The sequence below is a fragment of the Rhodococcus sp. 14-1411-2a genome (assembly GCF_002259485.1).
Lineage (GTDB): Bacteria > Actinomycetota > Actinomycetes > Mycobacteriales > Mycobacteriaceae > Rhodococcoides.
In genome coordinates, this window is the sequence record NZ_NPGA01000014.1 from 489,924 (window position 1) to 513,814 (window position 23,891).

22 protein-coding genes are annotated in these 23,891 nt (G+C 66.1%); 20 read left to right on the top strand and 2 right to left on the bottom strand.

Annotated features, from left to right (window positions below; genetic code table 11):
• Nucleotides 1-99: 99 nt before the first annotated feature.
• From dacB to CH291_RS13355, 19 genes are all read left to right on the top strand, one after another.
• The gene (dacB, locus tag CH291_RS13265; RefSeq protein WP_094640908.1) at nucleotides 100-1,503 is read left to right on the top strand and encodes a D-alanyl-D-alanine carboxypeptidase/D-alanyl-D-alanine endopeptidase; all 1,404 of its coding nucleotides are present in this window, start codon (nucleotides 100-102) and stop codon (nucleotides 1,501-1,503) included.
• Nucleotides 1,500-2,585: a zinc-dependent metalloprotease gene (locus CH291_RS13270; protein WP_373455127.1), complete on the top strand. Its 1,086-nt coding sequence runs from the start codon at nucleotides 1,500-1,502 to the stop codon at nucleotides 2,583-2,585. The genes dacB and CH291_RS13270 overlap by 4 nt, the downstream gene beginning before the upstream one ends.
• A complete protein-coding gene (gene tilS, locus CH291_RS13275; protein ID WP_094687695.1) occupies nucleotides 2,585-3,577 on the top strand; it encodes a tRNA lysidine(34) synthetase TilS in 993 nt (330 codons plus the stop codon). Before CH291_RS13270 ends, tilS begins: the two co-directional genes overlap by 1 nt.
• An 11-nt stretch (nucleotides 3,578-3,588) precedes the next feature.
• On the top strand, nucleotides 3,589-4,140 hold the full coding sequence (hpt, locus tag CH291_RS13280; protein ID WP_094641392.1) for a hypoxanthine phosphoribosyltransferase: 552 nt from the start codon (nucleotides 3,589-3,591) through the stop codon (nucleotides 4,138-4,140).
• A 297-nt stretch (nucleotides 4,141-4,437) separates the two neighbouring features.
• Nucleotides 4,438-7,314, top strand: a complete 2,877-nt coding sequence (ftsH, locus tag CH291_RS13285; protein ID WP_094687696.1) for an ATP-dependent zinc metalloprotease FtsH — start codon at nucleotides 4,438-4,440, stop codon at nucleotides 7,312-7,314.
• 219 nt (nucleotides 7,315-7,533) lie between these two features.
• Nucleotides 7,534-8,133, top strand: coding sequence for a GTP cyclohydrolase I FolE (gene folE / locus CH291_RS13290; RefSeq protein ID WP_037195562.1), 600 nt, complete (start codon nucleotides 7,534-7,536; stop codon nucleotides 8,131-8,133).
• A gap of 19 nt (nucleotides 8,134-8,152) precedes the next feature.
• Nucleotides 8,153-9,001: a dihydropteroate synthase gene (folP, locus tag CH291_RS13295; protein ID WP_179271960.1), complete on the top strand. Its 849-nt coding sequence runs from the start codon at nucleotides 8,153-8,155 to the stop codon at nucleotides 8,999-9,001.
• Entirely contained in the window at nucleotides 8,998-9,402 is a 405-nt protein-coding gene (gene folB, locus CH291_RS13300) for a dihydroneopterin aldolase (RefSeq protein ID WP_068053664.1), read from the top strand. The genes folP and folB overlap by 4 nt, the downstream gene beginning before the upstream one ends.
• Entirely contained in the window at nucleotides 9,399-9,941 is a 543-nt protein-coding gene (gene folK, locus CH291_RS13305) for a 2-amino-4-hydroxy-6-hydroxymethyldihydropteridine diphosphokinase (RefSeq protein ID WP_094640913.1), read from the top strand. The genes folB and folK overlap by 4 nt, the downstream gene beginning before the upstream one ends.
• Nucleotides 9,938-10,408 carry a DUF3180 domain-containing protein gene (locus CH291_RS13310; protein WP_094687759.1) on the top strand — a complete coding sequence of 157 codons (471 nt, stop codon included), beginning with the start codon at nucleotides 9,938-9,940 and terminating at the stop codon, nucleotides 10,406-10,408. Before folK ends, CH291_RS13310 begins: the two co-directional genes overlap by 4 nt.
• A 90-nt stretch (nucleotides 10,409-10,498) precedes the next feature.
• The gene (locus CH291_RS13315) at nucleotides 10,499-11,824 is read left to right on the top strand and encodes a DUF6779 domain-containing protein (RefSeq protein ID WP_094687760.1); all 1,326 of its coding nucleotides are present in this window, start codon (nucleotides 10,499-10,501) and stop codon (nucleotides 11,822-11,824) included.
• Between the two features lie 114 nt (nucleotides 11,825-11,938).
• The gene (locus tag CH291_RS13320; protein WP_068053674.1) at nucleotides 11,939-12,850 is read left to right on the top strand and encodes a Rossmann-like and DUF2520 domain-containing protein; all 912 of its coding nucleotides are present in this window, start codon (nucleotides 11,939-11,941) and stop codon (nucleotides 12,848-12,850) included.
• The gene (gene panC, locus CH291_RS13325; RefSeq protein WP_094687697.1) at nucleotides 12,847-13,755 is read left to right on the top strand and encodes a pantoate--beta-alanine ligase; all 909 of its coding nucleotides are present in this window, start codon (nucleotides 12,847-12,849) and stop codon (nucleotides 13,753-13,755) included. Before CH291_RS13320 ends, panC begins: the two co-directional genes overlap by 4 nt.
• Before the next feature lie 4 nt (nucleotides 13,756-13,759).
• Entirely contained in the window at nucleotides 13,760-14,191 is a 432-nt protein-coding gene (gene panD / locus CH291_RS13330; protein ID WP_068053679.1) for an aspartate 1-decarboxylase, read from the top strand.
• A 4-nt stretch (nucleotides 14,192-14,195) separates the two neighbouring features.
• Nucleotides 14,196-14,996, top strand: coding sequence for a type III pantothenate kinase (locus CH291_RS13335; protein WP_094687698.1), 801 nt, complete (start codon nucleotides 14,196-14,198; stop codon nucleotides 14,994-14,996).
• A 173-nt stretch (nucleotides 14,997-15,169) separates the two neighbouring features.
• Nucleotides 15,170-15,739, top strand: a complete 570-nt coding sequence (locus CH291_RS13340) for a cysteine dioxygenase (protein WP_231893966.1) — start codon at nucleotides 15,170-15,172, stop codon at nucleotides 15,737-15,739.
• An 11-nt stretch (nucleotides 15,740-15,750) separates the two neighbouring features.
• Nucleotides 15,751-16,173, top strand: coding sequence for a rhodanese-like domain-containing protein (locus tag CH291_RS13345; RefSeq protein ID WP_068053696.1), 423 nt, complete (start codon nucleotides 15,751-15,753; stop codon nucleotides 16,171-16,173).
• A 36-nt stretch (nucleotides 16,174-16,209) separates the two neighbouring features.
• Nucleotides 16,210-17,733: a lysine--tRNA ligase gene (lysS, locus tag CH291_RS13350; protein ID WP_068283965.1), complete on the top strand. Its 1,524-nt coding sequence runs from the start codon at nucleotides 16,210-16,212 to the stop codon at nucleotides 17,731-17,733.
• Between the two features lie 275 nt (nucleotides 17,734-18,008).
• Nucleotides 18,009-20,549 (top strand): ATP-dependent Clp protease ATP-binding subunit, encoded by a 2,541-nt coding sequence (locus CH291_RS13355; RefSeq protein ID WP_094640916.1) that lies wholly within the window; start codon nucleotides 18,009-18,011, stop codon nucleotides 20,547-20,549.
• 122 nt (nucleotides 20,550-20,671) lie between these two features.
• On the opposite strand, the gene CH291_RS13360 is transcribed toward CH291_RS13355, so the two are convergent.
• Together CH291_RS13360 and CH291_RS13365 are read right to left on the bottom strand one after the other, a co-directional pair.
• Entirely contained in the window at nucleotides 20,672-22,000 is a 1,329-nt protein-coding gene (locus tag CH291_RS13360; protein ID WP_094687699.1) for a serine hydrolase domain-containing protein, read from the bottom strand.
• A gap of 76 nt (nucleotides 22,001-22,076) precedes the next feature.
• A complete protein-coding gene (locus tag CH291_RS13365) occupies nucleotides 22,077-23,306 on the bottom strand; it encodes a lipase family protein (protein ID WP_255183034.1) in 1,230 nt (409 codons plus the stop codon).
• Between the two features lie 101 nt (nucleotides 23,307-23,407).
• On the opposite strand from CH291_RS13365, the gene CH291_RS13370 reads away from it, so the two are divergent.
• Complete coding sequence (locus tag CH291_RS13370) at nucleotides 23,408-23,845, top strand: OsmC family protein (protein ID WP_068053702.1); 438 nt, start codon at nucleotides 23,408-23,410, stop codon at nucleotides 23,843-23,845.
• The last annotated feature ends 46 nt before the right edge of the window (nucleotides 23,846-23,891 follow it).

The following is a 23,891-nucleotide window of genomic DNA, read 5'->3' on the forward strand; positions in this document are numbered from 1 at the left end:
GTTGGGAATGTGTCGATGGTGGCGGCGCAAGGCTACCGGACCCGAGGATACTGTTGACTGGACGATCATGGGTACGACCACGGCAGTTACGGAGGAACGGTGGCGGGGCTGACACGGCGGTTCCTCGGCCCCACAGCGGGTCGACGGCGCAGGAAGAAGCGCGTGATCCTGACGCTGTGTGCGCTGTTCGTGGTGATCCTCGCTGCGACGACCGCCGCGCTGGTGCTGCCGTCGGTGTCCGACGGTGCCGAGACCGCCATCGAGCCTCCGCCCGAGACAGTGCTGCCCAACCCGCTGATCACCCCGTTCCCGGAATCGGCACCGATGCCGAACGCTGCAGGTCTGGCAGCGGCGCTGGCCCAGGTGGTCGACGATCCAGCCCTCGGCACTTTCACCGGAACCGTCGCCGACGCGCAGACCGGGCAGGTGCTCTGGTCCCAGAACCCCGACACCCCGATGACACCTGCCTCGACCACCAAGGTGCTCACCGCGGCGGCTGCGATGCTCGGGCTGCCGGCGGATCATCGCGTCACCACTCGCGTGGTCCAGGGCAGTGGCGAGGGCGACATCGTGCTGATCGCGGGCGGCGACCCCACCCTCACCGCGCTGCCGGTCGGCACCGACGGGTTCTATCCCGGGGCGGCGCGCATCGACGACCTGGTGGAGCAGATTCGGCGCAGCGGAACGGTGGTGCGCAGCATCGGCGTCGACACCTCGATCTACTCCGGTGACACGATGGCGCAGGGCTGGTTTCCCGCCGACATCGCCGCCGGTTCGATCACTCCGATCGAACCGATCATGCTCGACGGCGGACGATCGAACCCACTGGTCGACGAGTCCCCACGCAGCACCACCCCGGCACTGGACGCGGGCCGCGCACTGGCCGCCGGGCTGGGCGTCGACCCGGCGGCGGTGACGACCGGCAAGGCCGCCGACGGGGCCGATCAGATCGCATCCGTCGAATCCGCGCCGCTGCGAAACCGCCTGCAGCAGATGATCTATCGCTCCGACAACGTCCTCGCCGAGGCCATCGGACGCGAACTGTCACTCGAGATGAACACGGCCGCAAGCTTTTCCGGTGCAACGGCAGCGATCGGGCAGACCCTGTACGCCGCAGGTTTCGACATGACCGGACTCACGCTCGAGGACGCCAGCGGGCTGTCGGTCGACGGCAGGATTCCGGCCAGGCTGCTCGATCAGGTGTTGACGTCGGCAGCCGGAACCGAGCAGCCTGCGCTGCGTCCGATGCTCGATTACCTTCCCGTTGCCGGTGCCACCGGAACCCTGACGGATCGATATGCCTCGGGAAACCGAACCGGAGCGGGGTGGGTTCGAGCCAAGACCGGAACCCTTTCTGCTGCAAGCGCTCTGGCGGGATATGTCGTCGACGTCGACGGCCGAATCCTGACCTTCGCCCTGATGTCCAACGACCGGCCGCCCGACGTCAGTCGCCCCGCCCTCGATGCCGTCGCATCGACCCTGAGATTGTGTGGTTGCCAGTGAACACGGACGCAGCTACGAAAGCCGACGACAGTGCGGCCACCTCCGGTTTCGCCGGAGCCGTCGACTGGTCCGTTGCGGCCAAGACCGGAGCGAAGCTGGTCCGCAAGGGCCCGGCCACCTCTCGCTACACCGCCGCTGCAGCCGTGGAAGAGCTTGCCGCCGCATCCATTCGGGCCGAGGGGCCGGTTCGCGAGACCACCGGTCTGGCCGACGGACTCCCCGTGCCCGACGCCCAGGTGGTCGATCGCGCCGGCTGGATCGCCGCGGCTGCGTCGTCGATGAAGCACCTGACCGGAGACGACGACGGTACGCCGCCGTCGGGTCTGCTCGGCGGAAAGCCGGCCGGGCTGCAGGCCGGAGCGATGCTGGCGTTCCTCTCCAGCGCCATTCTCGGACAGTACGACCCGTTCACCGGCGAGAACGGAACGCTCCTCCTGGTCGCGCCCAACGTGATTGCCGTCGAGCGGGCGCTTCGTGTCTCGCCGAGCGACTTCCGGCTGTGGGTGTGCCTGCACGAGGTGACACACCGAGTGCAGTTCTCCTCCGCTCCCTGGCTCGGCGACTACATGCGCGAGAACGTGGGGGTGCTCTCCGACGGCACGGACGAGCCGCTCACCGATGTCGCCAACCGGCTGACCGGCGCGCTCAAGGCCCGCAAGAATCCGAACGGGTCGTCCAAGTCCGAGGACGCAGGCATCGTCGGACTGCTACGCGCCACTCAACCGCAGCCGCAACGCGACGCCATCGACCGACTCCTCGTGCTGGGCACCCTGCTCGAGGGTCACGCCGACCACGTGATGGACGCCGTCGGACCGGCCGTCGTGCCGACCGTGACGCAGATTCGCGGTGCCTTCGATCAGCGCAGGCAACGCAAGGTGAACCCGCTCCAACGCGTCGTCCGGGCACTGCTCGGCATGGACGCGAAGATGGCGCAGTACGTGCGCGGCAAGGCGTTCGTCGATCATGTCGTCGCCACGGTGGGAATGGAACGCTTCAACACCGTGTGGACCGGGCCCGACACGCTGCCGTTGCTGTCGGAGATCGAGGACCCGGACGCCTGGATCGCGCGAGTTCTGGGCTGATGCTCCTGCCTGAGGGAGTGGAGCCTGCGGAACGACCCAAAATGCCCGAGGGGCCTGCCCTGCTGGAGATTCGGCACGCGGTGCGTGGGTGGCTCGCGGTTCATCCGGGACCGGTGGCCGTCGCGCTGTCCGGTGGCGCGGACTCGTTGGCGTTGACCGCGGCGACCGTGGCCGAGGCTTCGAACGTGCGCGCCTTGATCGTCGATCACGGTTTGCAGTCCGGCTCGGCGGAGGTTGCGGCGACGGCTGCGGCGCGGGCGTCGGAGTTGGGAGTGGTCGATGCGCGCGTGCTGCCGGTGCAGGTGACCGGCTCGGGTGGGACGGAGGCCGCCGCCCGCCGGGCCAGGTACGACGCGTTGGATCGCGAGCGCGGCGACGCGTCGGTGCTGGTGGCGCACACCCTCGACGATCAGGCCGAAACGGTGCTGCTCGGGCTGGGGCGCGGATCGGGCCCGCGGTCGATCGCGGGCATGGCGTCGTTCGATGCGCCGTGGGGTCGGCCGCTGCTCGGGGTTCGGCGCAGTGTGACCAGGGCTGCCTGCGTCGAGTTGGGGATGGAGCCGTTCGAGGATCCGCACAACGGCGATCCCGATTTCACTCGGGTGCGGTTGCGTCACGAGGTGCTGCCCCTGCTCGAGGACGTGCTCGGCGGTGGTGTCGCCGCTGCGCTCGCCCGGACCGCCGAGCAGTTGCGCGAGGACGGCCGGGTGCTCGACGCGATGGCCGAATCCGTCGTCGCGTTGGGTACACCGGAACTGGAGGTGTCCTCGATCGACTCGCTCGACACCGCGATTCGTCGCCGCGTACTGCGCCGATGGTTGCTCGGCCGGGGTGTGACGTCGCTGACCGACCGGCAGATCCGGGCCGTCGACGCCCTCGTCGGACGGTGGACCGGCCAGGGCGGGGTTGCGCTGCCGGGAGGAACGCCCGACGCCAGGTTGGTGTGCTCGCGTCGGCATGGCAGGCTGAGCGTCGGCCTGGAGAACGAATGAAGGGAAACCCCGTGTACGAGGGCGACATCGAATCGGTTCTCATTTCCGAGGAACAGATCAAAGCGCGCACTGCGGAACTCGCAGAAGAGATCGCCCAGCGGTATCCCGAAGGCGCACCCGAAGGTGACCTGCTCCTGGTCGGTGTCCTCAAGGGCGCGATCATGTTCATGACCGACTTCGCCCGGGCCCTGCCCATCCCGGCGCAGCTCGAGTTCATGGCGGTCAGCTCCTACGGCTCGTCCACCTCGTCGTCGGGTGTCGTCCGGATTCTCAAGGACCTCGACCGCGACATCACCGGACGCCACGTGCTGATCGTCGAGGACATCATCGACTCCGGTCTGACGCTGAGCTGGCTCAAGCGCAACCTCGCGACCCGTTCGCCTGCCTCGCTGTCGGTGGTGACGTTGCTGCGCAAGCCCGACGCCATCAAGGTCGACGTGGAGGTCGCGAACGTGGGCTTCGACATCCCCAACGAGTTCGTCGTCGGCTACGGCCTCGACTACAACGAGCGCTACCGAGATCTGCCCTACATCGGTCTGCTCGATCCCAAGGTCTACAGCTGAGCTGGTTTCTTCTGTTCGTCCGGTCCACCCCGTTCGCGTGAATGGACCATTGCCGCGCCGAGACGTGTGCAAGGGTCCATCGATGCGGATAGTGTGCCCGACAGGTGGGGAACTGCCGGGGGAGTGCAGTCGTTGGAGGGAAGAAGCGTCGACGCAAACAGGTGCGTGGACGCACAGCGCCAGGTATGAGCGAGTCAGATGTCCGAGTCTCGCGCTAGCCTGGAGTATCCGGCGGGCAGGGAGCAGCCAGCGCGCGGGAGCGGACTGAAAGGACACGGCCGACTCGGCTGAAGCTGTATGAATCGGAAGACAGTAATACGAAATCTTGCCATCGTTTTCGGCATTCTGTTGGTGATCTATGCCTTCAGTTACTTCGGTAACGACACGCGGGACTGGAAGACGGTCGACACCTCGGTGGCGATCGCCCAGCTCGACGATCGCAATGTCGAGTCCGCGCAGATCGACGACCGCGAGCAGCAGATCCGGCTGACTCTGCGGGAGGCGTCCGACGCCACCGACAACGAGACGCAGATCATCGCCAAGTACCCGGACTCGGCGTCGGAGCAGATCTTCGACAAGGTCGACTCGCAGGGCCTGGCGAGCTACAACACCACCGTCACCCAGGAGAGCTGGTTCAGCTCGTTCCTGTTGTTGATTCTTCCGATGGTGCTGATCCTCGGCGTGATCATCTTCGTCATGAGCCGCATGCAGGGTGGCGGCCGCGGCGGGGTCATGGGCTTCGGCAAGTCCAAGGCCAAGCAGCTGACGAAAGACATGCCCAAGACCACGTTCGCCGACGTCGCAGGCGCGGACGAGGCCGTCGAAGAGCTCTACGAGATCAAGGACTTCCTGCAGAACCCGGCGCGCTACCAGGCGCTCGGTGCCAAGATTCCGCGCGGTGTGCTGCTGTACGGCCCTCCCGGAACCGGCAAGACGCTGCTCGCGCGCGCCGTCGCAGGCGAGGCCGGCGTCCCGTTCTTCACCATCTCCGGCTCGGACTTCGTCGAGATGTTCGTCGGCGTCGGTGCATCCCGTGTGCGCGACCTCTTCGAGCAGGCCAAGCAGAACAGCCCCTGCATCATCTTCGTCGACGAGATCGACGCCGTCGGTCGCCAGCGCGGCGCGGGCATGGGCGGCGGCCACGACGAGCGCGAGCAGACACTCAACCAGCTGCTCGTCGAGATGGACGGCTTCGGTGAGCGCACCGGCGTCATCCTCATCGCCGCCACCAACCGCCCCGACATCCTCGACCCCGCCCTGCTGCGTCCGGGCCGCTTCGACCGCCAGATCCCGGTCGGTGCCCCCGACCTGGCCGGCCGTCGAGCAATCCTGAAGGTGCACTCGGCAGGCAAGCCCGTTGCTCAGGACGCCGACCTCGAAGGTCTCGCCAAGCGAACCGTCGGGATGTCCGGTGCCGACCTGGCCAACGTCATCAACGAAGCAGCACTGCTCACCGCTCGTGAGAACGGCACCGTCATCACCGAGGCGTCGCTAGAGGAGTCGGTCGACCGCGTCGTCGGTGGCCCGCGCCGCAAGAGCCGCATCATCAGCGAGCACGAGCGCAAGATCACCGCGTACCACGAGGGTGGTCACACTCTCGCCGCGTGGGCGATGCCCGATATCGAGCCCGTCTACAAGGTCACCATCCTTGCTCGCGGTCGCACCGGCGGCCACGCGATGACGGTGCCCGAGGACGACAAGGGCCTGATGACGCGGTCGGAGATGATCGCTCGACTCGTCATGGCCATGGGTGGCCGCGCAGCGGAGGAGCTCGTCTTCCACGAGCCGACAACCGGTGCGTCCTCGGACATCGACCAGGCGACCAAGATCGCCCGCGCGATGGTCACCGAGTACGGCATGAGCAGCAAGCTCGGAGCCGTTCGGTACGGGCAGGAACAGGGCGATCCGTTCCTCGGCCGTTCGATGGGCCAGCAGTCCGACTTCTCGCACGAGGTAGCCCGCGAGATCGACGAGGAGGTGCGCAAACTCATCGAGGCGGCGCACACCGAGGCGTGGGCCATCCTCAACGAGTACCGCGACCTGCTCGACACCCTTGCCTCGGAGCTGCTCGAACGTGAGACGCTCACCCGCAAGGACCTCGAGAAGATCTTCCACAGCGTCACCAAGCGTCCGCGCATCACCCTGTTCAACGACTTCGGTGATCGCAAGCCCTCGGACAAGCCACCGGTCAAGACGCCCCGCGAACTCGCCGCCGAGCGCGGTGAGCCGTGGCCTCCGGTACCGCCGGCCCCGAAGCAGCTTCCGCCGCAACAGTTTCCGCAGCCCAGCTTCGCCGGTTCTCCGCAGCTGACCAAGGGTGGCTACCCGAACGGAAGCAACGGATACAACGGCGGACCGACCAACGGCGTGCCCACCAACGGCGCCCCGTCGAACGGTGCTCCGACCAACGGTGGCCCGGTCAACGGATCACCGAGCACCGGGGACGTCGATGCGCCGAACACCGGTGGTGGCCGACGCAGCGCCCCCGCAACCGGCGGTTACAACGGCGGTGGCTACAACGGTGGTTACGGCGGCCCGACCAACGGAGGCGCTCCCAACGGGGGCGGATACTCCGAAGGCCAGCGTCGGCAGGAACCTCGCCCGAGCGGCCCCGGCCAGGGCTCGCGTCCCGATTACGGTGCCCCGGCCGGATGGTCGGCTCCGGGGTGGCCTCCGCGCGACCAGCCTGCGGTTCCCCGGTACCAGGGACCGACCACGCCGCCGGTTCACGATCAGCCGAACCGCGAGCAGTCGGGATCGGACCAGAATCGGTACGAGCCGCCGCAGGGTCAGCCTCCGACGTACCGACAGCACCCGACCTACCAGCAGCCACAGGCGTACCAGCCACCGACCGCTGCGCCGTCGAACCAACCGCCGGGATATCAGCCGCCGCAGTATCAGCCGGATCCGTTCCGGCCGGACACTCGGGACCAGGGTCGTAACTCTCGGCACGAGCCCCCGTACGGCCAGCACGAGGACGATGCCGGACCGGCCGAAGCGTCGCCACCCACGTGGGAGGTTCCGACTCCATCGCAGAGCTATCCGCTGCCCGGAGACGATCGTCCCTCGCACAACCCGTCCGAGGACTCGCGCCGAGACGAGCGAGCAGAGGACGACGGCGACGAAGGTCCACGCACCCAACGCTGGGAAGGGCCGGGCGGTTCGTACCGCTAGGTCGGTCATTAGGCTGGCTGGGTCGACCGTTTCGGTCGGCCCAGTCCGTCGTTCGAACCGTGCTGCAGGTCGGCGCAGCTGCTCCGTGAGGAACAGGTGCGGTTCGGCCCAGCTGTCACATTCGCGGAGCCCAACCGGAGGTACGTTCTCGTGTCAGTCAACCGGACCGACGAGTCGATAATCGACTCGGCAGAAGTCCCAGCAGCGCAGCAGCGGGCAGTGGAACAGACAGTGGCCTACGCCACCGGTGCGGTCTTCGACCAGCCTCGTGCCGAGGCCGCAGTGCGTGAGCTGTTGATCGCCGTCGGCGAGGATCCGGACCGTCCGGGTCTGCTCGACACGCCGGCCCGTGTGGCGCGTTCCTATCGGGAAATCTTCGCCGGGCTCTACACCGACCCGGACACGGCGCTGAACACGACGTTCGACGAGGGGCATCAGGAACTGGTGCTCGTCCGCGACATCCCCATGTTCTCCACGTGCGAGCATCACCTGGTCTCGTTCCACGGCGTCGCACACGTCGGGTACATCCCGGGCAAGAGCGGCAAGGTCACCGGCCTGTCGAAGCTCGCGCGCGTGGTGGACATGTACGCCAAGCGCCCGCAGGTTCAGGAACGGCTGACCAGCCAGATCGCCGACGCGTTGATGCGCAAACTCGACCCGCGCGGTGCGATCGTCGTGATCGAGGCCGAGCACCTGTGCATGGCCATGCGCGGCATTCGCAAGCCGGGAGCCAGCACCACCACGTCGGCGGTGCGGGGTCTGTTGCAGTCCAGCGCGGCATCGCGTTCGGAAGCTCTGGACCTGATCCTGCGGAAATGACGCGTCCGGTCGAGTCCCGATGAACCCGGCGCGCAGTATCCCCCCGGCACCGGTCGTCATGGGTGTCCTCAACGTCACCGCCGATTCGTTCTCCGACGGCGGTAGGTACCTCGATGTCGATGCCGCCGTCGAACACGGACTGGCGATGCACCGTCGCGGAGTCGACATCGTCGACGTCGGTGGCGAGTCGACGCGTCCCGGAGCAGACCGGATCGACCCGACGCTCGAGGCGCAGCGTGTCGTGCCGGTCATCGCCGCGCTGGCCGCAGCAGGGGTGACCACCAGCGTCGACACCATGCGTGCCTCGGTCGCCGAGGCGGCGATCGATGCCGGGGTCTCGATCGTCAACGACGTCTCGGGTGGTCGGGCGGATCCGGCCATGGCCGGGGTCGTTGCGGACGGCGGATTGCCGTGGATCCTGATGCACTGGCGGGCCGCCGGATCCGAGTATCGGCACGCCGGACCGGCCGATCGATACGACGACGTGGTCGCCGACGTCCGCGGTGAACTGCTCGAACAGGTCGATCACGCGGTGGCCGCGGGCGTGGACACGGCGATGCTCGTGCTCGATCCCGGCCTCGGATTCGCCAAGAACGCCGAGCACAACTGGCAACTGCTGCGGGGCCTGCCGGACTTGGTGTCGGCCGGCTTCCCAGTACTCGTCGGTGCTTCCAGGAAGCGTTTTCTCGGCTCGCTGTTGGCGGACGACGACGGTACTCCGCGGCCGCCGGACGGGCGAGAGATCGCCACGGCCGTGGTGTCGGCGCTCTCGGTCGCTGCGGGTGCATGGGGTGTCCGGGTACACGACGTGCAGGCGTCACTCGACGCGGTCGCCGTCGTCCGGGCATGGCAGGGTGATCGGGCATGAGCGAGATCAGCAGCCGCGTCGGCGCGGGGACGCGTCGCGGCGACCGCATCGAACTGCGGGGCCTGACGGTGCGCGGCAATCACGGCGTCTTCGACTTCGAGAAGCGAGACGGGCAGGACTTCGTCGTCGACATCACCGTGTGGATGGACCTGCGGCCCGCGGCCGAGACCGACGACCTGACCCGAACGCTGCACTACGGAGAACTGGCCGAGCACGCTGCGGCCGTCGTCGCGGGCCCGTCCAGGGACCTGATCGAGACGGTCTCGGCCGAGATCGCCGAGGTCGTGTTGGCGTACGACTCACGCGTCGACGCGGTGGAAGTGGTGCTGCACAAGCCGTCGGCCCCGATCCCACTGACGTTCGGGGACGTTGCCGTGGTGGCGTACCGGGAGCGGGCGTGACCCGCGCGGTGCTGTCCATCGGCAGCAACATCGGCGACTCCCTCGCCCACTTACGTTCTGTCACAACCGGATTGGGCTCCCGCCTGGTGTCCTGCTCACCGGTGTATCGTTCGGCTCCCTGGGGCGGCGTCGAGCAGCAGGACTTCCTCAACGCCGTCGTGGTGGTCGAGGACGATGCCTTCGACGCCTGGGATTGGTTGCGTTTCGGTCAGCGTCTGGAGGAGGCGGCCGATCGCGTTCGAGTGCAGCGGTGGGGGCCACGGAGCCTCGACGTCGACGTGGTGACGTGCGAGAACGTGATCAGCGAGGACCCTCGTTTGATCCTTCCGCACCCGCGCGCGCACGAACGAGCGTTCGTACTGCTGCCGTGGCTGGACGTCGAACCGGACGCCACCCTGCGTGTGGGCGACAACGACATTTCGGTGTCCGAGTTGCTCGCGCGACTGAGTCCGGAGGAGCGGGCCGGGGTGACGAAGCAGGAATGGAGCCTGCAAGAACGACCCGTGGAGCACGACGGTGTCGGTGATGGGTCGTGGTGACCAATCCCACCAAGGTCTGGGACGTCTTGGGTCTTTTCCTGGTGGCCGCAATCGGTACGTGGCTGTTGGTTCGGGTCTTCTACGGCTCGTTGCCGCCGATTCCGGTGTACGCCGGGGCGTCGTTGTATCTGGTGGCGGTGGTGCAAGTGGTGACTGCGGTGATCGTGCGCAACCGCATCGCCGAGCACCGGGTGGGCACCGGTCTGCACGATCTGCATCCGCTGACGGTGTTCAGGGCGTTGGTGTTGGCGAAGGCATCGATGCTGGTGGGGACTGCCGTCGTCGGCGTGTGCGTCGGATTTCTGGTGTACGTGCTGCCGCGTGCGGCGACGATACGGGCAGCGTCGTCGGACCGGGCCGGAGCCGTCGTTGCGCTCGTGGCCGGACTGGCCGTCGTCGCTGCCGCGGTGTGGCTCGAACAGTGCTGCCGTGCCCCGGAAGACCGTGACGACGAGCGTTCTCGGTAACCCTCGAAACATTTGATTGTTACCTCGGTTGTGTAAGTGATCGGTCGAGGATGACTATTTGCGAACGATTTGCCAGTTACCCTTGTGAACATGACAGATCAGACTCGCGCAAAGAAGGGACGCCGTAAGAGGCGTAGTGCGAGCCAGCTGTTCCTCGCGGCGCTCGTCGTGTTCGGCATCATCGCCAGTGTGTTGTTGCTCTTCACCGAGAGCGTGCAGTGGATGAGAGTCGGTGTTCTCTCGGCGTTGTGGGCTGCGGTGATCGGTGCGTTCGCGATGACCAAGTACCGGCGTGAGGCGGCCGCAGATCAAACCAAGGCCAAGGACCTGCAGACGGTCTACGAGCTGCAGTTGGCTCGGGAGATCTCGGCGCGACGCGAATACGAGATGAGCGTCGAAGCTCGGGTTCGTGGCGAATCGCAGCTCGAGATCGACGAGGTCGCAGCGCTGCGCAACGAACTCGCTGCCCTTCGCCAGAATCTCCAGGTGCTCTTCGACGGCAACCTGCCCACCGAACGTGTGGCACTGCGGGCCGAAGCGATGAGGATGCAGGAACTCGGCGGACGCGGATACGACAGCTACCAGCCTGCGCCGTCCGGCCTGTACGTCCCCGGTCGCGGGAACGGCAACGGTGCGATGGCACCGGGAACCGGCCTCAACGGTGTCGGAACGCCCTACGATGAGCCGGTCACGGCCGAGACCTCGGTGGTGTACCCCGAGGATCCGGACGAGATGCCGCAGGCCACAGCCTCCGCACCGGCGGCGGCCGCCGAGGCGGATCAGGATCGGTACGCCGAGGATTCGTTCGCGGAAACGAGCTACGACACCGAGTCCTCCGATGCGGACTCGGTCGAGCGAACCGGGGCGCAGGCACGTCCTTACGGCGCACCGAGGCCTGCGGGGCGCGTCACTCCGCCCAGCTCGCCTTTCACCGCATACGACTTCGAGCAGACGCGTCGACCCGTTGCCGAGCCGGAACCGGCGGCGGAGCCCGAGCCACAGGTCGAGGAAGAGACGTACGAGACCGGACACGCGGACGTCGATGCGGCCGGTTCGTATTCCACGGAGTCGTTTTCCACGCAGTCGTTTGCGGCGGAGCCGGCCGAGCAGTACGAAACCGAACCTGCAGCGGAACCGAACGGCGACGACCTCTCTACCTCGCGCGCCTCGTTGCGTGAATCGGCCGACGCGTTCTTCGCGGCCGATCACGACTACGAGACACCGGCCGAGGACACTGCCGTCTCGTCCCGGCGAGGTCGTAGGCGCGCGGAATCGGCTGACGACGAGGATGCGTCGGGCGCACACTCGAACGGTCGATCGGTTGCCGAGATCATGGCCGGTCTGCAAGGCGGAGGGTCCGGTGACGCGGCCGTGACCGATCCGGGTACCCGTCGCCGTCGTCGTCGCGCAGACTGAGAACCAGATCACACTGCTCTCCCATGGCCTGCGAGTGGTCGCGGTCGCTATTGTTCCGTGCAGGACGTCTGGTACCCGCCGAGCGGGACTGGAACGAACGAGAGGAATTTTTCGGTGACCTTTTCTGGCACCGGTGGTCTGTCGCCGGCTCGCCTGACGGTTGGTGTCGTCTCGGCGGGACGGGTCGGTACCGCATTCGGTGAGGCGCTCGAACGCGTCGGGCATGTCGTCGTCGGTGCTGCCGCGGTGTCCGATGCGTCCCTCGCACGGGTGCGTGAGCGACTTCCCGAGTCCCAGGTTCTGCCCGTCGACGAGGTTGCTCGTCGCGCAGAGCTGCTCGTTCTGGCCGTACCGGACAGCGAGTTGGCGTCGATCGTCGCAGGCCTGGCGTCCACCGGGGCGGTTGCACCGGGAAAGTTGGTGGTGCACACCTCCGGCGCGAACGGAATTTCGGTGCTCGGGCCCCTGGCTGCCCTCGGAGCCGTGCCGTTGGCCATCCATCCGGCGATGACGTTCAGCGGCGGAGTCGAGGACACCGACCGGATGACGGCGGCGTGTTTCGGCATCACTGCAGGCGACGAGATCGGCTATGCGGTGGCGCAGGCTCTCGTCCTCGAGATCGGCGGCGAGCCGGTGCACGTGCCCGAGAACAATCGAGCGCTCTACCACGCCGCGCTCGCTCACGGCAGCAATCACCTCGTCACTCTGGTGGTCGACGCGGTCGAAGCGCTCCGGGTTGCCCTGGCGGGACCGGGTTTTCCCGGTTCGGACTCCGAACGTGGTGTACCCGAGCGGGTTCTGGCTCCTCTGCTCGAAGCTGCGCTGGACAACGCGTTGCGCAACGGTCAGTCGGCGCTCACCGGACCGGTGGCTCGCGGCGACACCGCTGCAGTCGGCAAGCATCTCGACGTGCTCGAATCCGTGGATTCGCGGATCGCAGCCGGATATCGCGCCCTGTCGTTGCGCTCGGCGCAGCGCATCGGCGCCAAGGCAGACCTGATCGAACTTCTGGAAGGGAATCGATGACCCTCGCGGGCAGCTACACCAAGGGGCAGTTGACGGTTCACCACGATCCCGCGGTGATCACGTCGGTGTCGAAAGCGCTGCGAGGCGTCGGGAAGCAGGTCGCTCTGGTCCCGACCATGGGCGCGCTGCACGCCGGGCACCTGCAGTTGGTGCGGCAGGCCAAGCTCACCGGTGCCGTTATGATCGTGTCGATCTTCGTCAACCCGTTGCAGTTCGGTGTGGGTGAGGACCTCGATTCCTACCCGCGGACCCTCGACGCCGACGTCGCACTGCTGCGCGAGGAGGGCGTCGAACTGGTCTTCGCGCCGTCGGCTTCGGACATGTATCCGTCAGGTCCGCGCACCACGGTCAATCCCGGACCGCTCGGCGCTGAACTCGAAGGACGCAGCAGACCAACGCATTTCGCCGGAATGCTCACCGTCGTGGCCAAGCTGCTGCAGATCGCGGCTCCCCATCGCGCGTACTTCGGGGAGAAGGACTACCAGCAACTGACGTTGATCCGACAGATGGTGCGCGATCTGAACTTCGACGTCGCGGTCATCGGGGTGCCGACGGTTCGCGAGCAGGACGGCCTCGCACTGTCCTCGCGTAACCGATATCTCGATGCCGAGCAGCGCGACGCGGCGATGGCATTGTCGGCCGCGCTGGTGGCCGGGGCGCACGCTGCGGCGGGCGGTCCCGAGGCCATCATCGCCACCGCGCGTGCCGTCCTCGACGAGGCACCGCTGGTGCAGGTCGACTACCTGGAGGTGCGCGACCCGCATCTCGGCCCCGCTCCCGAACGTGGAGACGGAAGACTGCTCGTGGCCGCCAAGGTCGGCACCACGAGATTGATCGACAACGTCGGTGTCGCCGTCGGCACCGGTTTCCTCGAGTACCCCGACGATCCCAAAAATGGAGAGTGACACGATGTTTCGTACCATGATGAAGTCCAAGATCCATCGCGCCACCGTCACGCACGCAGACCTGCACTACGTGGGCTCGGTGACCGTCGACCAGGATCTGATGGAGGCAGCCGATCTGCTCGAAGGCGAGCAGGTCACCATCGTCGACATCGACAACGGTGCTCGACTGGAAACCTACGTCATCACCGGCCAGCGCGGCAGCGGTGTCATCGGAATCAACGGAGCCGCAGCACATCTGGTGAACCCGGGCGACCTGGTCATCCTGATCGCCTACGGGGTGATGAACGAGCAGGAGGTTGCCGACTATGCGCCGCGGGTGGTGTTCGTCGACGAGAAGAACCGGCCTGTAGAACTCGGCAGCGACCCGGCCCATGCGCCTGCGGGCTCGGGTCTGATCACGCCGCGCGATCTGCGGGCCGATTCCGTGCTGGTCTGATTCGATGCTCCTCGCGATCGATGTGCGCAACACCAGCACCGTGGTCGGTCTGTTCACCGGCACCGGCGATCACTCGAAACTGCTGCGGGACTGGCGAATTCGGACCGACCCCCATGTGACGGCCGACGAGCTGGCGCTGATGTTGCGTGGTCTGCTGGGTGAGGATGCCGAACGGATCACCGGAGTCACCGCGCTGTCCACCGTGCCGTCGGTGTTGCGGGAGATGCGGACGATGCTCGCGCGCTACTGGGATCACGTGGTGCACGTGATGGTCGAACCCGGTGTGCGGACCGGCGTGCCGTTGCTGGTCGACAACCCCAAAGAGGTCGGTGCCGATCGCATCGTCAATACCCTTGCCGCACACGACCTGTACGGCTCGGCGTGCATCGTGGTCGATTTCGGAACCACCACCTGTGTCGACGTCGTCTCGGCCAAGGGCGAATTCCTCGGCGGTGCCATCGCTCCCGGACTCGAGATGTCGGCGTCGGCCATGTCGACTCGCACGGCCACGTTGCGCGAGGTGGAGATGATTCGGCCTCGTTCGGTGCTGGGCAAGAACACCGTCGAGTGCATCCAGTCGGGCACCATCTTCGGGTTCGCGGGACTGGTGGACGGCCTCGTCGGGCGAATTCGACGCGAGGTCTCCGAGGTGACCGGAACGGATGTCGCGATCATCGGCACCGGCGACATCGCCGCGCTGATCCTGCCGGAGTCGACCACCATCGAGCACCACGAACCGGATCTGACGCTCGAGGGCCTGCGACTGGTCTACGAACGCAACATGGCAAAGCGGCGGCCACGCTAGATGTTTCAGCGGCGCCCGCGTTGAGTGTTTGGTGCGAGGCGTTTCGGACCAGCGCTAGCGCATCGCCGCCGCGTGTGTCAGAATCGTCGGCGTGATGACGTGCATGGCCACCCAGGAGTGTTGTCGAGGCTGAACCCTGCCTCGTTCGTAACACACCCCTGGAGTAGAGCTTCATGCTTTCCACACCTGTACTTTCTGCACCCTCCCGTACCCGATTGTCGTCGCGTTCGGTCTCGACTCTTCCGACCCGGTTGCGTCCACCCGACCTGCTGCGTATCACCGACCAGGGCGCATCCGACGTCCTCGAGGGCCGCTTCGACCACCTGCTCCCCGATGGTGACCGTTGGCCGAGCGAGGAGCGTTGGGCCGCCAGGCTGCATTCCGACGACGATCTCGACGTCTGGCTGATCAGCTGGGTTCCCGATCGTTCCACCGAACTGCACGACCATGCGGGGTCGCTCGGCGCGCTGACCGTTCTGAGTGGATCGCTACTCGAATATCGTTGGGCTGGAACAGGACTGAAGCAGCGTCGTCTCGACGCCGGTGACCAGGCGTCCTTCCCGCTCGGTTGGGTGCACGACGTGATGCACGATCCGACGTCGGCGACGACCGGGCCCACCCTCAGCGTGCACGCCTACTCACCGCCGCTGACGGCGATGTCCTACTACGAAGTGACCGAACGGTCCACGCTGCGTCGTACCCGTAGCGAGCTCACCGACGCACCCGAAAAGGCCGCACTGTGACCATCCAGACCATGACCATCGTCGAAATGCTCGAATCCGCGCGCGAGACCATCGATCGCATGACCGTCTTCGAGCTGCGCGACGCCGTCGCCCGCGGAGCCGTCGTCGTCGACATCCGCCCGCAGGCGCAGCGCGCCGTCGAGGGGACCCTGCCCGGAGCGCTCGCCATCGAACGCAACGTCCTCGAATGGCGTCTGGACCCGACGAGCGATGCGCGCCTGGCGATCGCCGTCGATCACGACGTGGAGTGGGTCGTCATCTGCTCGGAGGGCTACACCTCCTCGCTCGCGGCCGCGTCGCTCAAGCTGCTGGGTCTGCACAAGGCCACCGATCTGGTCGGCGGCTATCAAGCACTGAAGTCGGCAGGGTTGCTCGGGGTGTTGACGCAGGCCAAGCACTGCGTTCGTGAAGCCGAGGCCGTCGCAGCGCACTGATCGTCTCGACAGTCCTGGACTGTAAAGTGTCTGCGCGTGAGTGATACAGCTTCTACCCAGCCGGCCGACGACACCCCGGAGCAGCTACGGATTCGTCGCGCCAAGCGCGCTTCGTTGCTCGAGCGCGGGGTCGAGGCGTACCCGGTGTCGGTTCCGCGGACCCATTCGCTGCTCGAGATCCGAACCGAATTCCCCGAGCTCGAACCCGATACGACGACCGGCCTGATCGTCGGAGTCGTCGGCCGCGTCATCTTCGTGCGCAACACCGGCAAGCTGTGCTTCGCGACGCTGCAGGAGGGTGACGGCACTCAACTGCAGGCGATGATCAGCCTGGCCGGCGTCGGCGAGGACGCTCTGGCGGAGTGGAAGTCCGATGTGGATCTCGGCGACTTCGTGTTCGTGCACGGCGAGGTCATCAGCTCCCGTCGCGGCGAGCTGTCCGTCATGGCCGACGCCTGGCAGATCGCGTCGAAGTCGTTGCGGCCGTTGCCCGTCGCGCACAAGGAGCTCAACGAGGAGACGCGCATCCGGCAGCGTTACCTGGACCTGATCACCAACCCGGTCTCGCGCGAGACCGCCCGCAAGCGCATCGCCGTCGTTCGTGAACTGCGCAACGCACTCGAGCGTCGTGGTTTTCTCGAGGTCGAGACGCCGATGCTGCAGACGCTGCACGGCGGCGCGGCGGCTCGCCCGTTCGTCACCCACTCGAACGCGATGGACACCGATCTCTACCTCCGCATCGCACCGGAGCTGTTCCTCAAGCGCTGCGTCGTCGGCGGCATCGAGAAGGTCTTCGAGATCAACCGCAACTTCCGCAACGAAGGTGCCGACTCCTCCCACTCGCCGGAATTCGCGATGCTCGAGACGTACGAGGCCTACGGCACGTACGACGATTCGGCGAAGATGACCCGTGAGCTGGTTCAGGAAGTGGCCATGGCCGCGCTCGGATCCACGGTCGTGACGCTGCCCGACGGCACCACCTACGACCTCGGCGGCGACTGGACGACGCTCGAGATGTACCCGTCGCTGTCGGAATCGCTCGGATTCGACGTCACCCCCGACACCACCGTCGACGAGCTGCTCGCGATCGCCGACAAGGTGGGCGTCGAGGTGCCGCGCAAGGACGGCGTCCCGATCTACGGCCACGGCAAGCTCGTCGAGGAGCTGTGGGAACACCAGGTGGGCGACGCGTTGACCGAGCCCACGTTCGTCCGCGACTTCCCGGTCGAGACGTCCCCGCTGACGCGTCAGCACCGCAGCAAGCCCGGCGTCACCGAGAAGTGGGACCTGTACGTCCGTGGGTTCGAGCTGGCCACCGGCTACTCCGAGCTGGTCGATCCGATCATCCAGCGCGAGCGTTTCGAGGATCAGGCCCGTCAGGCCGCCGCCGGCGACGACGAGGCCATGGTGCTCGACGAGGACTTCCTCGCCGCGATGGAGCAGGGCATGCCGCCGACCACCGGAACCGGCATGGGCATCGACCGTTTGTTGATGGCGCTGACCGGCCTCGGCATCCGCGAAACGATCCTGTTTCCGATCGTCAAGCCGTCCCAGGCCTGATCGGACGGTAAAGGACTGTTCGCCAGCAGCGGACAGCCGATGGGAAACGTTTTGCATAGTGCCTGCGTTATGAACAGTAAGCAGCCACGGAAGTCCGTACGAGTGGGCGGTTGCGCAGCATTTCAGGGGTGGAGGGTCGGCGTTCGTAACGTCGGCCAACTACAGTGAGAAGCAGTCTTACCTTCAAATGCACAAGCGACCGCAGTGTTATGGACACTGCAGCGCTAGAAGAACTGGCGGGCGAGCAACCACCCGCCAAGAAGTGAGGGAGAGCGATGTTCGAGAGGTTCACCGATCGCGCGCGGCGTGTTGTCGTCCTGGCTCAAGAAGAAGCCCGGATGCTCAACCACAACTACATCGGCACGGAGCACATTCTGCTCGGCCTCATCCACGAGGGCGAAGGCGTCGCAGCCAAGTCTCTCGAGTCGCTGGGCATCTCCCTCGAAGGAGTACGCAGCCAGGTAGAGGAAATCATCGGCCAGGGCCAGCAGGCTCCGTCCGGTCACATTCCGTTCACCCCGCGCGCCAAGAAAGTACTCGAGCTCAGTCTGCGTGAAGCACTGCAGCTCGGCCACAACTACATCGGCACCGAGCACATTCTGCTGGGACTGATCCGCGAAGGCGAAGGCGTCGCAGCTCAGGTTCTGGTCAAGCTCGGAGCCGACCTCAACCGCGTGCGCCAGCAGGTCATCCAGCTGCTCTCGGGTTACCAGGGCAAGGAGCCCAGCGAGTCCGGCAGTGGCCGCGGCGAGGCGGGCACCCCGTCGACGTCGCTGGTCCTCGACCAGTTCGGTCGCAACCTGACGCAGGCCGCGCTCGAGGGCAAGCTCGACCCGGTCATCGGTCGCGCGAAGGAAATCGAGCGCGTCATGCAGGTGCTCTCGCGTCGTACCAAGAACAACCCCGTCCTCATCGGTGAGCCCGGTGTCGGTAAGACCGCAGTCGTCGAGGGCCTCGCGCAGGCCATCGTCAACGGCGAGGTTCCCGAAACGCTCAAGGACAAGCAGCTCTACACCCTCGACCTCGGCTCGCTCGTGGCCGGCAGCCGTTACCGCGGTGACTTCGAGGAGCGCCTGAAGAAGGTGCTCAAGGAGATCAACACCCGCGGCGACATCATCCTGTTCATCGACGAGCTGCACACGCTCGTCGGCGCAGGTGCCGCCGAAGGTGCCATCGATGCAGCGTCGATCCTCAAGCCGAAGCTGGCTCGTGGCGAACTGCAGACCATCGGTGCCACCACCCTCGACGAGTACCGCAAGTACATCGAGAAGGATGCCGCCCTCGAGCGTCGTTTCCAGCCCGTTCAGGTCGGCGAGCCGACCGTCGAGCACACCATCGAGATCCTCAAGGGTCTGCGCGATCGCTACGAGGCACACCACCGCGTCTCGATCACCGACGGTGCCCTCGTCGCGGCCGCCACGTTGGCCGACCGGTACATCAACGATCGGTTCTTGCCCGACAAGGCGATCGACCTCATCGACGAGGCGGGCGCGCGAATGCGCATCCGCCGGATGACCGCGCCGCCAGACCTGCGTGAGTTCGACGACAAGATCGCCGACGCACGCCGGGAGAAGGAATCGGCCATCGACGCACAGGACTTCGAGAAGGCTGCGAACCTGCGCGACAAGGAGAAGACCCTCGTCGGTCAGCGTGCCGAGCGCGAGAAGCAGTGGCGCTCGGGCGACCTCGACGTCATTGCCGAGGTGGACGACGAGCAGATCGCCGAGGTTCTGGGCAACTGGACCGGCATCCCCGTCTTCAAGCTCACCGAGGAGGAGACCACTCGTCTGCTCCGCATGGAAGACGAACTGCACAAGCGGATCATCGGCCAGGTCGAGGCAGTCAAGGCCGTCTCCAAGGCGATCCGTCGTACCCGTGCAGGTCTGAAGGACCCGAAGCGTCCGTCGGGCTCGTTCATCTTCGCCGGCCCGTCCGGTGTCGGTAAGACCGAGCTGTCGAAGGCTCTCGCGAACTTCCTCTTCGGCGAGGACGACGCACTGATCCAGATCGACATGGGCGAGTTCCACGACCGCTTCACCGCGTCGCGTCTGTTCGGTGCTCCTCCCGGATACGTCGGCTACGAAGAGGGTGGCCAGCTCACCGAGAAGGTCCGCCGCAAGCCGTTCTCCGTCGTGCTGTTCGACGAGATCGAGAAGGCCCACTCGGAGATCTACAACACGCTCCTGCAGGTGCTCGAAGACGGGCGTCTCACCGACGGCCAGGGACGCACGGTCGACTTCAAGAACACCGTGCTGATCTTCACCTCGAACCTCGGTACCGCAGACATCTCGAAGGCAGTGGGCCTCGGCTTCTCCTCGGGTGAAGGCACCGGCTCGAACTACGAGCGGATGAAGCTGAAGGTCAACGACGAGCTGAAGAAGCATTTCCGCCCCGAGTTCCTGAACCGCATCGACGACATCGTCGTGTTCCACCAGCTCACGCGCGACGAGATCATCCAGATGGTCGATCTCATGCTCAACCGAGTCGAAGGTGCGCTCAAGAACAAGGACATGGCGATCGAGGTCACCGAGAAGGCCAAGTCGTTGCTGGCCAAGCGCGGATTCGACCCCGTACTGGGTGCGCGGCCACTGCGTCGCACCATCCAGCGCGAGATCGAGGACGCACTGTCGGAGAAGATCCTCTTCGGCGAAATCGAAGCCGGCCAGATCATCCTGGTCGACGTCGAGAACTGGGACGGCGAAGGCGCAGGCGAGGACGCGAAGTTCACGTTCCGCGGCGAGAAGAAAGCCATCATCGTCCCCGACGAGGTCCCGGTCGACCTGGCCAAGGCCACCGGAGACAGCGACAGCGAGTAAATTTCACCAATCCCAACCAACGGGCGATCCTCTTCGGAGGGTCGCCCGTTGTCGTGTGTCCGCCCGTCCCCGTTCGCCCGCCCCGTTCGCCCGTCCCCTTTGTGGATCAATGTGGCTTTCAGTCAGTCAGACTGCAACAAAGGCGCATTGATCCAGACCCGAGCGCCGAGGGCAACGGCGATGAGGGCAAGTTCGGCGAGCAGGATCCAGAACAGCAGCGCGAGGTCAGGAGCCCAGCGGGCCAGGGTCGAGATCGGTGCTCCGGCGAGTGCGGGCAGTGAGTAGTACAGCAGTCCGCCTGCGCCGAGGGCAGTCAGAACACGCGCGAGTGCCCATCTTCCGGGAGCGGCTCCGAATCCGAGGAGGGTTCTCGTGACACATATCGCCAACAACATCGCGAGTGCAGTCGATCCGATCAGGGCTATCTCGTAGAGACCGAGTCCGGCGGCGCGGGGTTCGTCGATACCGAGTCGGGTGAGTACGAGGGAGCGGGCCGCGGAGGCGAGGTGGTCGGCGTCGAGTTCACCGTATCGGTTGGTCGCGAACACCACGGCCAGGTGTCGTTCCGGAACGAGTGCGACGTGAGTGAAATAGCCAGGGACGGCGCCGGAATGCCATCGCATCTCGGTACCGTCGGGCAGCGTCTCGACGTACCACCCGTATCCGTACGCCGTGCCCGAACCCGTCGGCACCGTATCCGAACTGTTCGACGCCGGTGCGGTCAGTTGCGTGGATACGTAGCGGGAGAGCTCGGCGATGGATCCGCTCAGATAGCCGTAGCCCAATCCCGCGGAGTCGATGCCGGTGTCGATGCTGCGCGGGAAGGTGAAGAACGGTACGTGGCCGGGTGTGACGGCACCGGCAGTGTGCACTCCGGTCTCGCGGGCTACGACGTCGGCGAAGGGTTCGGCGGTGACCTTCTCGACGATCGCCTGCAGCAGTAGGTAATTGAGGCTCGAGTAGCGGAAGGGGCCGCGGTCGGCGACGGTGACGTCCAGGGTGGGGACGACGTCGAGCGCTCGCTCGGAACGTCCCCACACGTCCAGTTCGGTGACGTCGTGGGGGAGTCCGCTGGTGTGGTGGATCAGGTCGTCGATCGTGACATCGCCGGGAACGACCGAATCGACCTCCGGGAGAATCGAATTCACGGTTCCGTTCAGATCGAGGCGATGCTGCGAGGCGAGGGAGTACACCGTCGCCGCCGTCACCGACTTCGATACCGAACCCCACACGAACGGCGTGCTCTCGTCGATCGGCACCCCGTCCCCGTCCACCCCGTACTCGACGTCCTCCAACACCTCGTCCTCGGCGACGACGCGGAACGCAACCCCCGGCAATCCGAGTTCCTCGGCGACGACCTGGATTTCCGACGCCATGCCGGGGTCCGGTGGGGTGGGGGAGCCCGCAGTCAGGACTGCTGCGACGGTGAGCAGGGCGTGGACGATGCGCATGGTTGGAGTGAACCAACCTCATCGAGGTCGACGCCTCGGTGAACACCCTGATTTCACACCTGAGATCAGCTGCTGCCTACCGGGTCTTTCCTGCAGGCTCCACTCCTGCAGGCTCCACTCCTGCGTGAATCAGCCCGGCGATCCAGGGCATCACGTCGGAGTAGGCCGCGAGAGCTCCGGGCAGGTGGTTCGCGCCCTCGACCGGTATGGCCGGGAGGTCGTATTCGCGGTAGGTGATGTCGGCACCCAGATCGCTCCAGCGTCGAAGCAGGGTGCGGCTCTGCTCGATCGGCACGGTGTCGTCCTCGACTGCGTGCGAGAGGTACACCGGCATGACAGGGGCGATGCGCCCGACGGTGTTGGTCTCGATGATGTCGGCCAGAACCGGGTTGCTCAGTTGATCGTCGAGGGGTCGTCCGTCGCGGGTCAGTTCGGTCGTGCGCACTGTCGCGGCGGCCGCGGGGTCGGTGGTACACCAGTTCTGTGCGGCGTCGAGTGCGGCGATTCCGTCGGAGTCGAAGAGGCTACGGATGCTGTCCGCCCGATCCGGGTAGGCGTTGATCATTCCATCGACGGCGAAGAGCACGGCGCTACCGAGACCGGTGTTGTCGAGTGTGTCGATGTTGAGCGTCGGATCTGCCGGTGGCGCACCGACATACGCTCCCCGGATGTTCAGCTCCGGGGCATAGGTGGCGGCGAGTTCGGCAGCGGCCCCCGACGCGAATCCGCCTTCCGAGTAACCGAACAACACCACGGGGGCGTCATAGTCGGCGGTTCTGGCGGCGTCGAGCAGAGCTCGGCCCGAGGCGATTCGGTTGAGGTACGTGTGTCCGCCTGGGGTGCCCAGGCCCTGGTAATCGGTTGCGACGACGCGATATCCGGCGAGCAGAAGCGGCAGGATGGCCGGCGACGAGCCGACTGTCCCGAGAACTACCGAACCGGCGCAACGGTCCGCCAGTCCGGAAGTGCCAGGCGCATAGGCGATCACCGGCCGCGGTCCGGGGCCGGTCCACGGAGCCGTGGGTGTCATCGAATAGCCGGAGACGACCATGGGGTCATCGTGGGTGTCGGTGGAGCGATAGAGAATGCGTTCGATGTCGAATCCGAGTCCGAACCCCTTGGGTGAGTTGACGGGCAGGGTTCGAAGCACCTCGCCGGGCGGCGCGGTGGCGGCCGTCGCGACCGGCGTGTCGTAGAAGTCCGTCAGAGGGCCTGCCTCGGCCGTCGGCGTCGAGAATCCGACGATCGACAGCATCGCGATTGCCGCGATCGTCGCCGTGCGCGAGAACTTTATCGTTTGTCGCACCCGTCGTGTCGACATCCTCGCACTCGGTAGCCCGGTCACCCCGCTGACGTTAGCCTGAGAAACAGGCCTACACAGGGTCGACAACGAAAGGATTCGGTTCGATGCCAACTCGCACTTCACGCACAGCTTGGAACGGAACGCTGGAACAGGGTTCCGGCCAGGTGGAGCTGTCCAGTTCCGGCGCAGCGACTTTCGATGTGTCGTTTCCCAAGCGCGCCGCCGAGAATGCAGACGGCACCACCAGTCCCGAGGAACTGATCGCCGCGGCTCATTCGAGCTGCTACGCGATGCAGTTGTCTGCGTTGATCGCGGAGGCGGGCGGCACCCCGCAGAGCCTCGAGGTCACCGCCGATGTCTCGCTGGGGCCCGACGAGCCGGGCTTCAAGCTGACCGGCATCAAGCTGACCGTGCGGGGCGAAGTCGAGGGTCTCGACGCTGACGGCTTCGCGAAAGCAGCTCAGGCGGCAAAAGAAACTTGTCCTGTCAGCAAGGCTCTCACCGGCGTGGACATCACGCTGGACGCGGCTCTCGAGGGCTGAACGGACAAATCGCCCGAAGTGAGACTGGCGAACAATCGTCAGGTTT

What these genes read in the sequence shown, in the direction of transcription:
- CH291_RS13335 (WP_094687698.1), top strand. Translation starts at nt 14,196, where the DNA reads ATGCTCCTCGCGATCGATGTGCGCAACACCAGCACCGTGGTCGGTCTG.
- CH291_RS13370 (WP_068053702.1), top strand. Translation starts at nt 23,408, where the DNA reads ATGCCAACTCGCACTTCACGCACAGCTTGGAACGGAACGCTGGAACAG.
- folP (WP_179271960.1), top strand. Translation starts at nt 8,153, where the DNA reads ATGAACCCGGCGCGCAGTATCCCCCCGGCACCGGTCGTCATGGGTGTC.
- CH291_RS13315 (WP_094687760.1), top strand. Translation starts at nt 10,499, where the DNA reads ATGACAGATCAGACTCGCGCAAAGAAGGGACGCCGTAAGAGGCGTAGT.
- tilS (WP_094687695.1), top strand. Translation starts at nt 2,585, where the DNA reads ATGCTCCTGCCTGAGGGAGTGGAGCCTGCGGAACGACCCAAAATGCCC.
- CH291_RS13360 (WP_094687699.1), bottom strand. Translation starts at nt 22,000, where the DNA reads ATGCGCATCGTCCACGCCCTGCTCACCGTCGCAGCAGTCCTGACTGCG.
- CH291_RS13345 (WP_068053696.1), top strand. Translation starts at nt 15,751, where the DNA reads ATGACCATCGTCGAAATGCTCGAATCCGCGCGCGAGACCATCGATCGC.
- CH291_RS13355 (WP_094640916.1), top strand. Translation starts at nt 18,009, where the DNA reads ATGTTCGAGAGGTTCACCGATCGCGCGCGGCGTGTTGTCGTCCTGGCT.
- CH291_RS13340 (WP_231893966.1), top strand. Translation starts at nt 15,170, where the DNA reads ATGCTTTCCACACCTGTACTTTCTGCACCCTCCCGTACCCGATTGTCG.
- folB (WP_068053664.1), top strand. Translation starts at nt 8,998, where the DNA reads ATGAGCGAGATCAGCAGCCGCGTCGGCGCGGGGACGCGTCGCGGCGAC.
- panD (WP_068053679.1), top strand. Translation starts at nt 13,760, where the DNA reads ATGTTTCGTACCATGATGAAGTCCAAGATCCATCGCGCCACCGTCACG.
- panC (WP_094687697.1), top strand. Translation starts at nt 12,847, where the DNA reads ATGACCCTCGCGGGCAGCTACACCAAGGGGCAGTTGACGGTTCACCAC.
- ftsH (WP_094687696.1), top strand. Translation starts at nt 4,438, where the DNA reads ATGAATCGGAAGACAGTAATACGAAATCTTGCCATCGTTTTCGGCATT.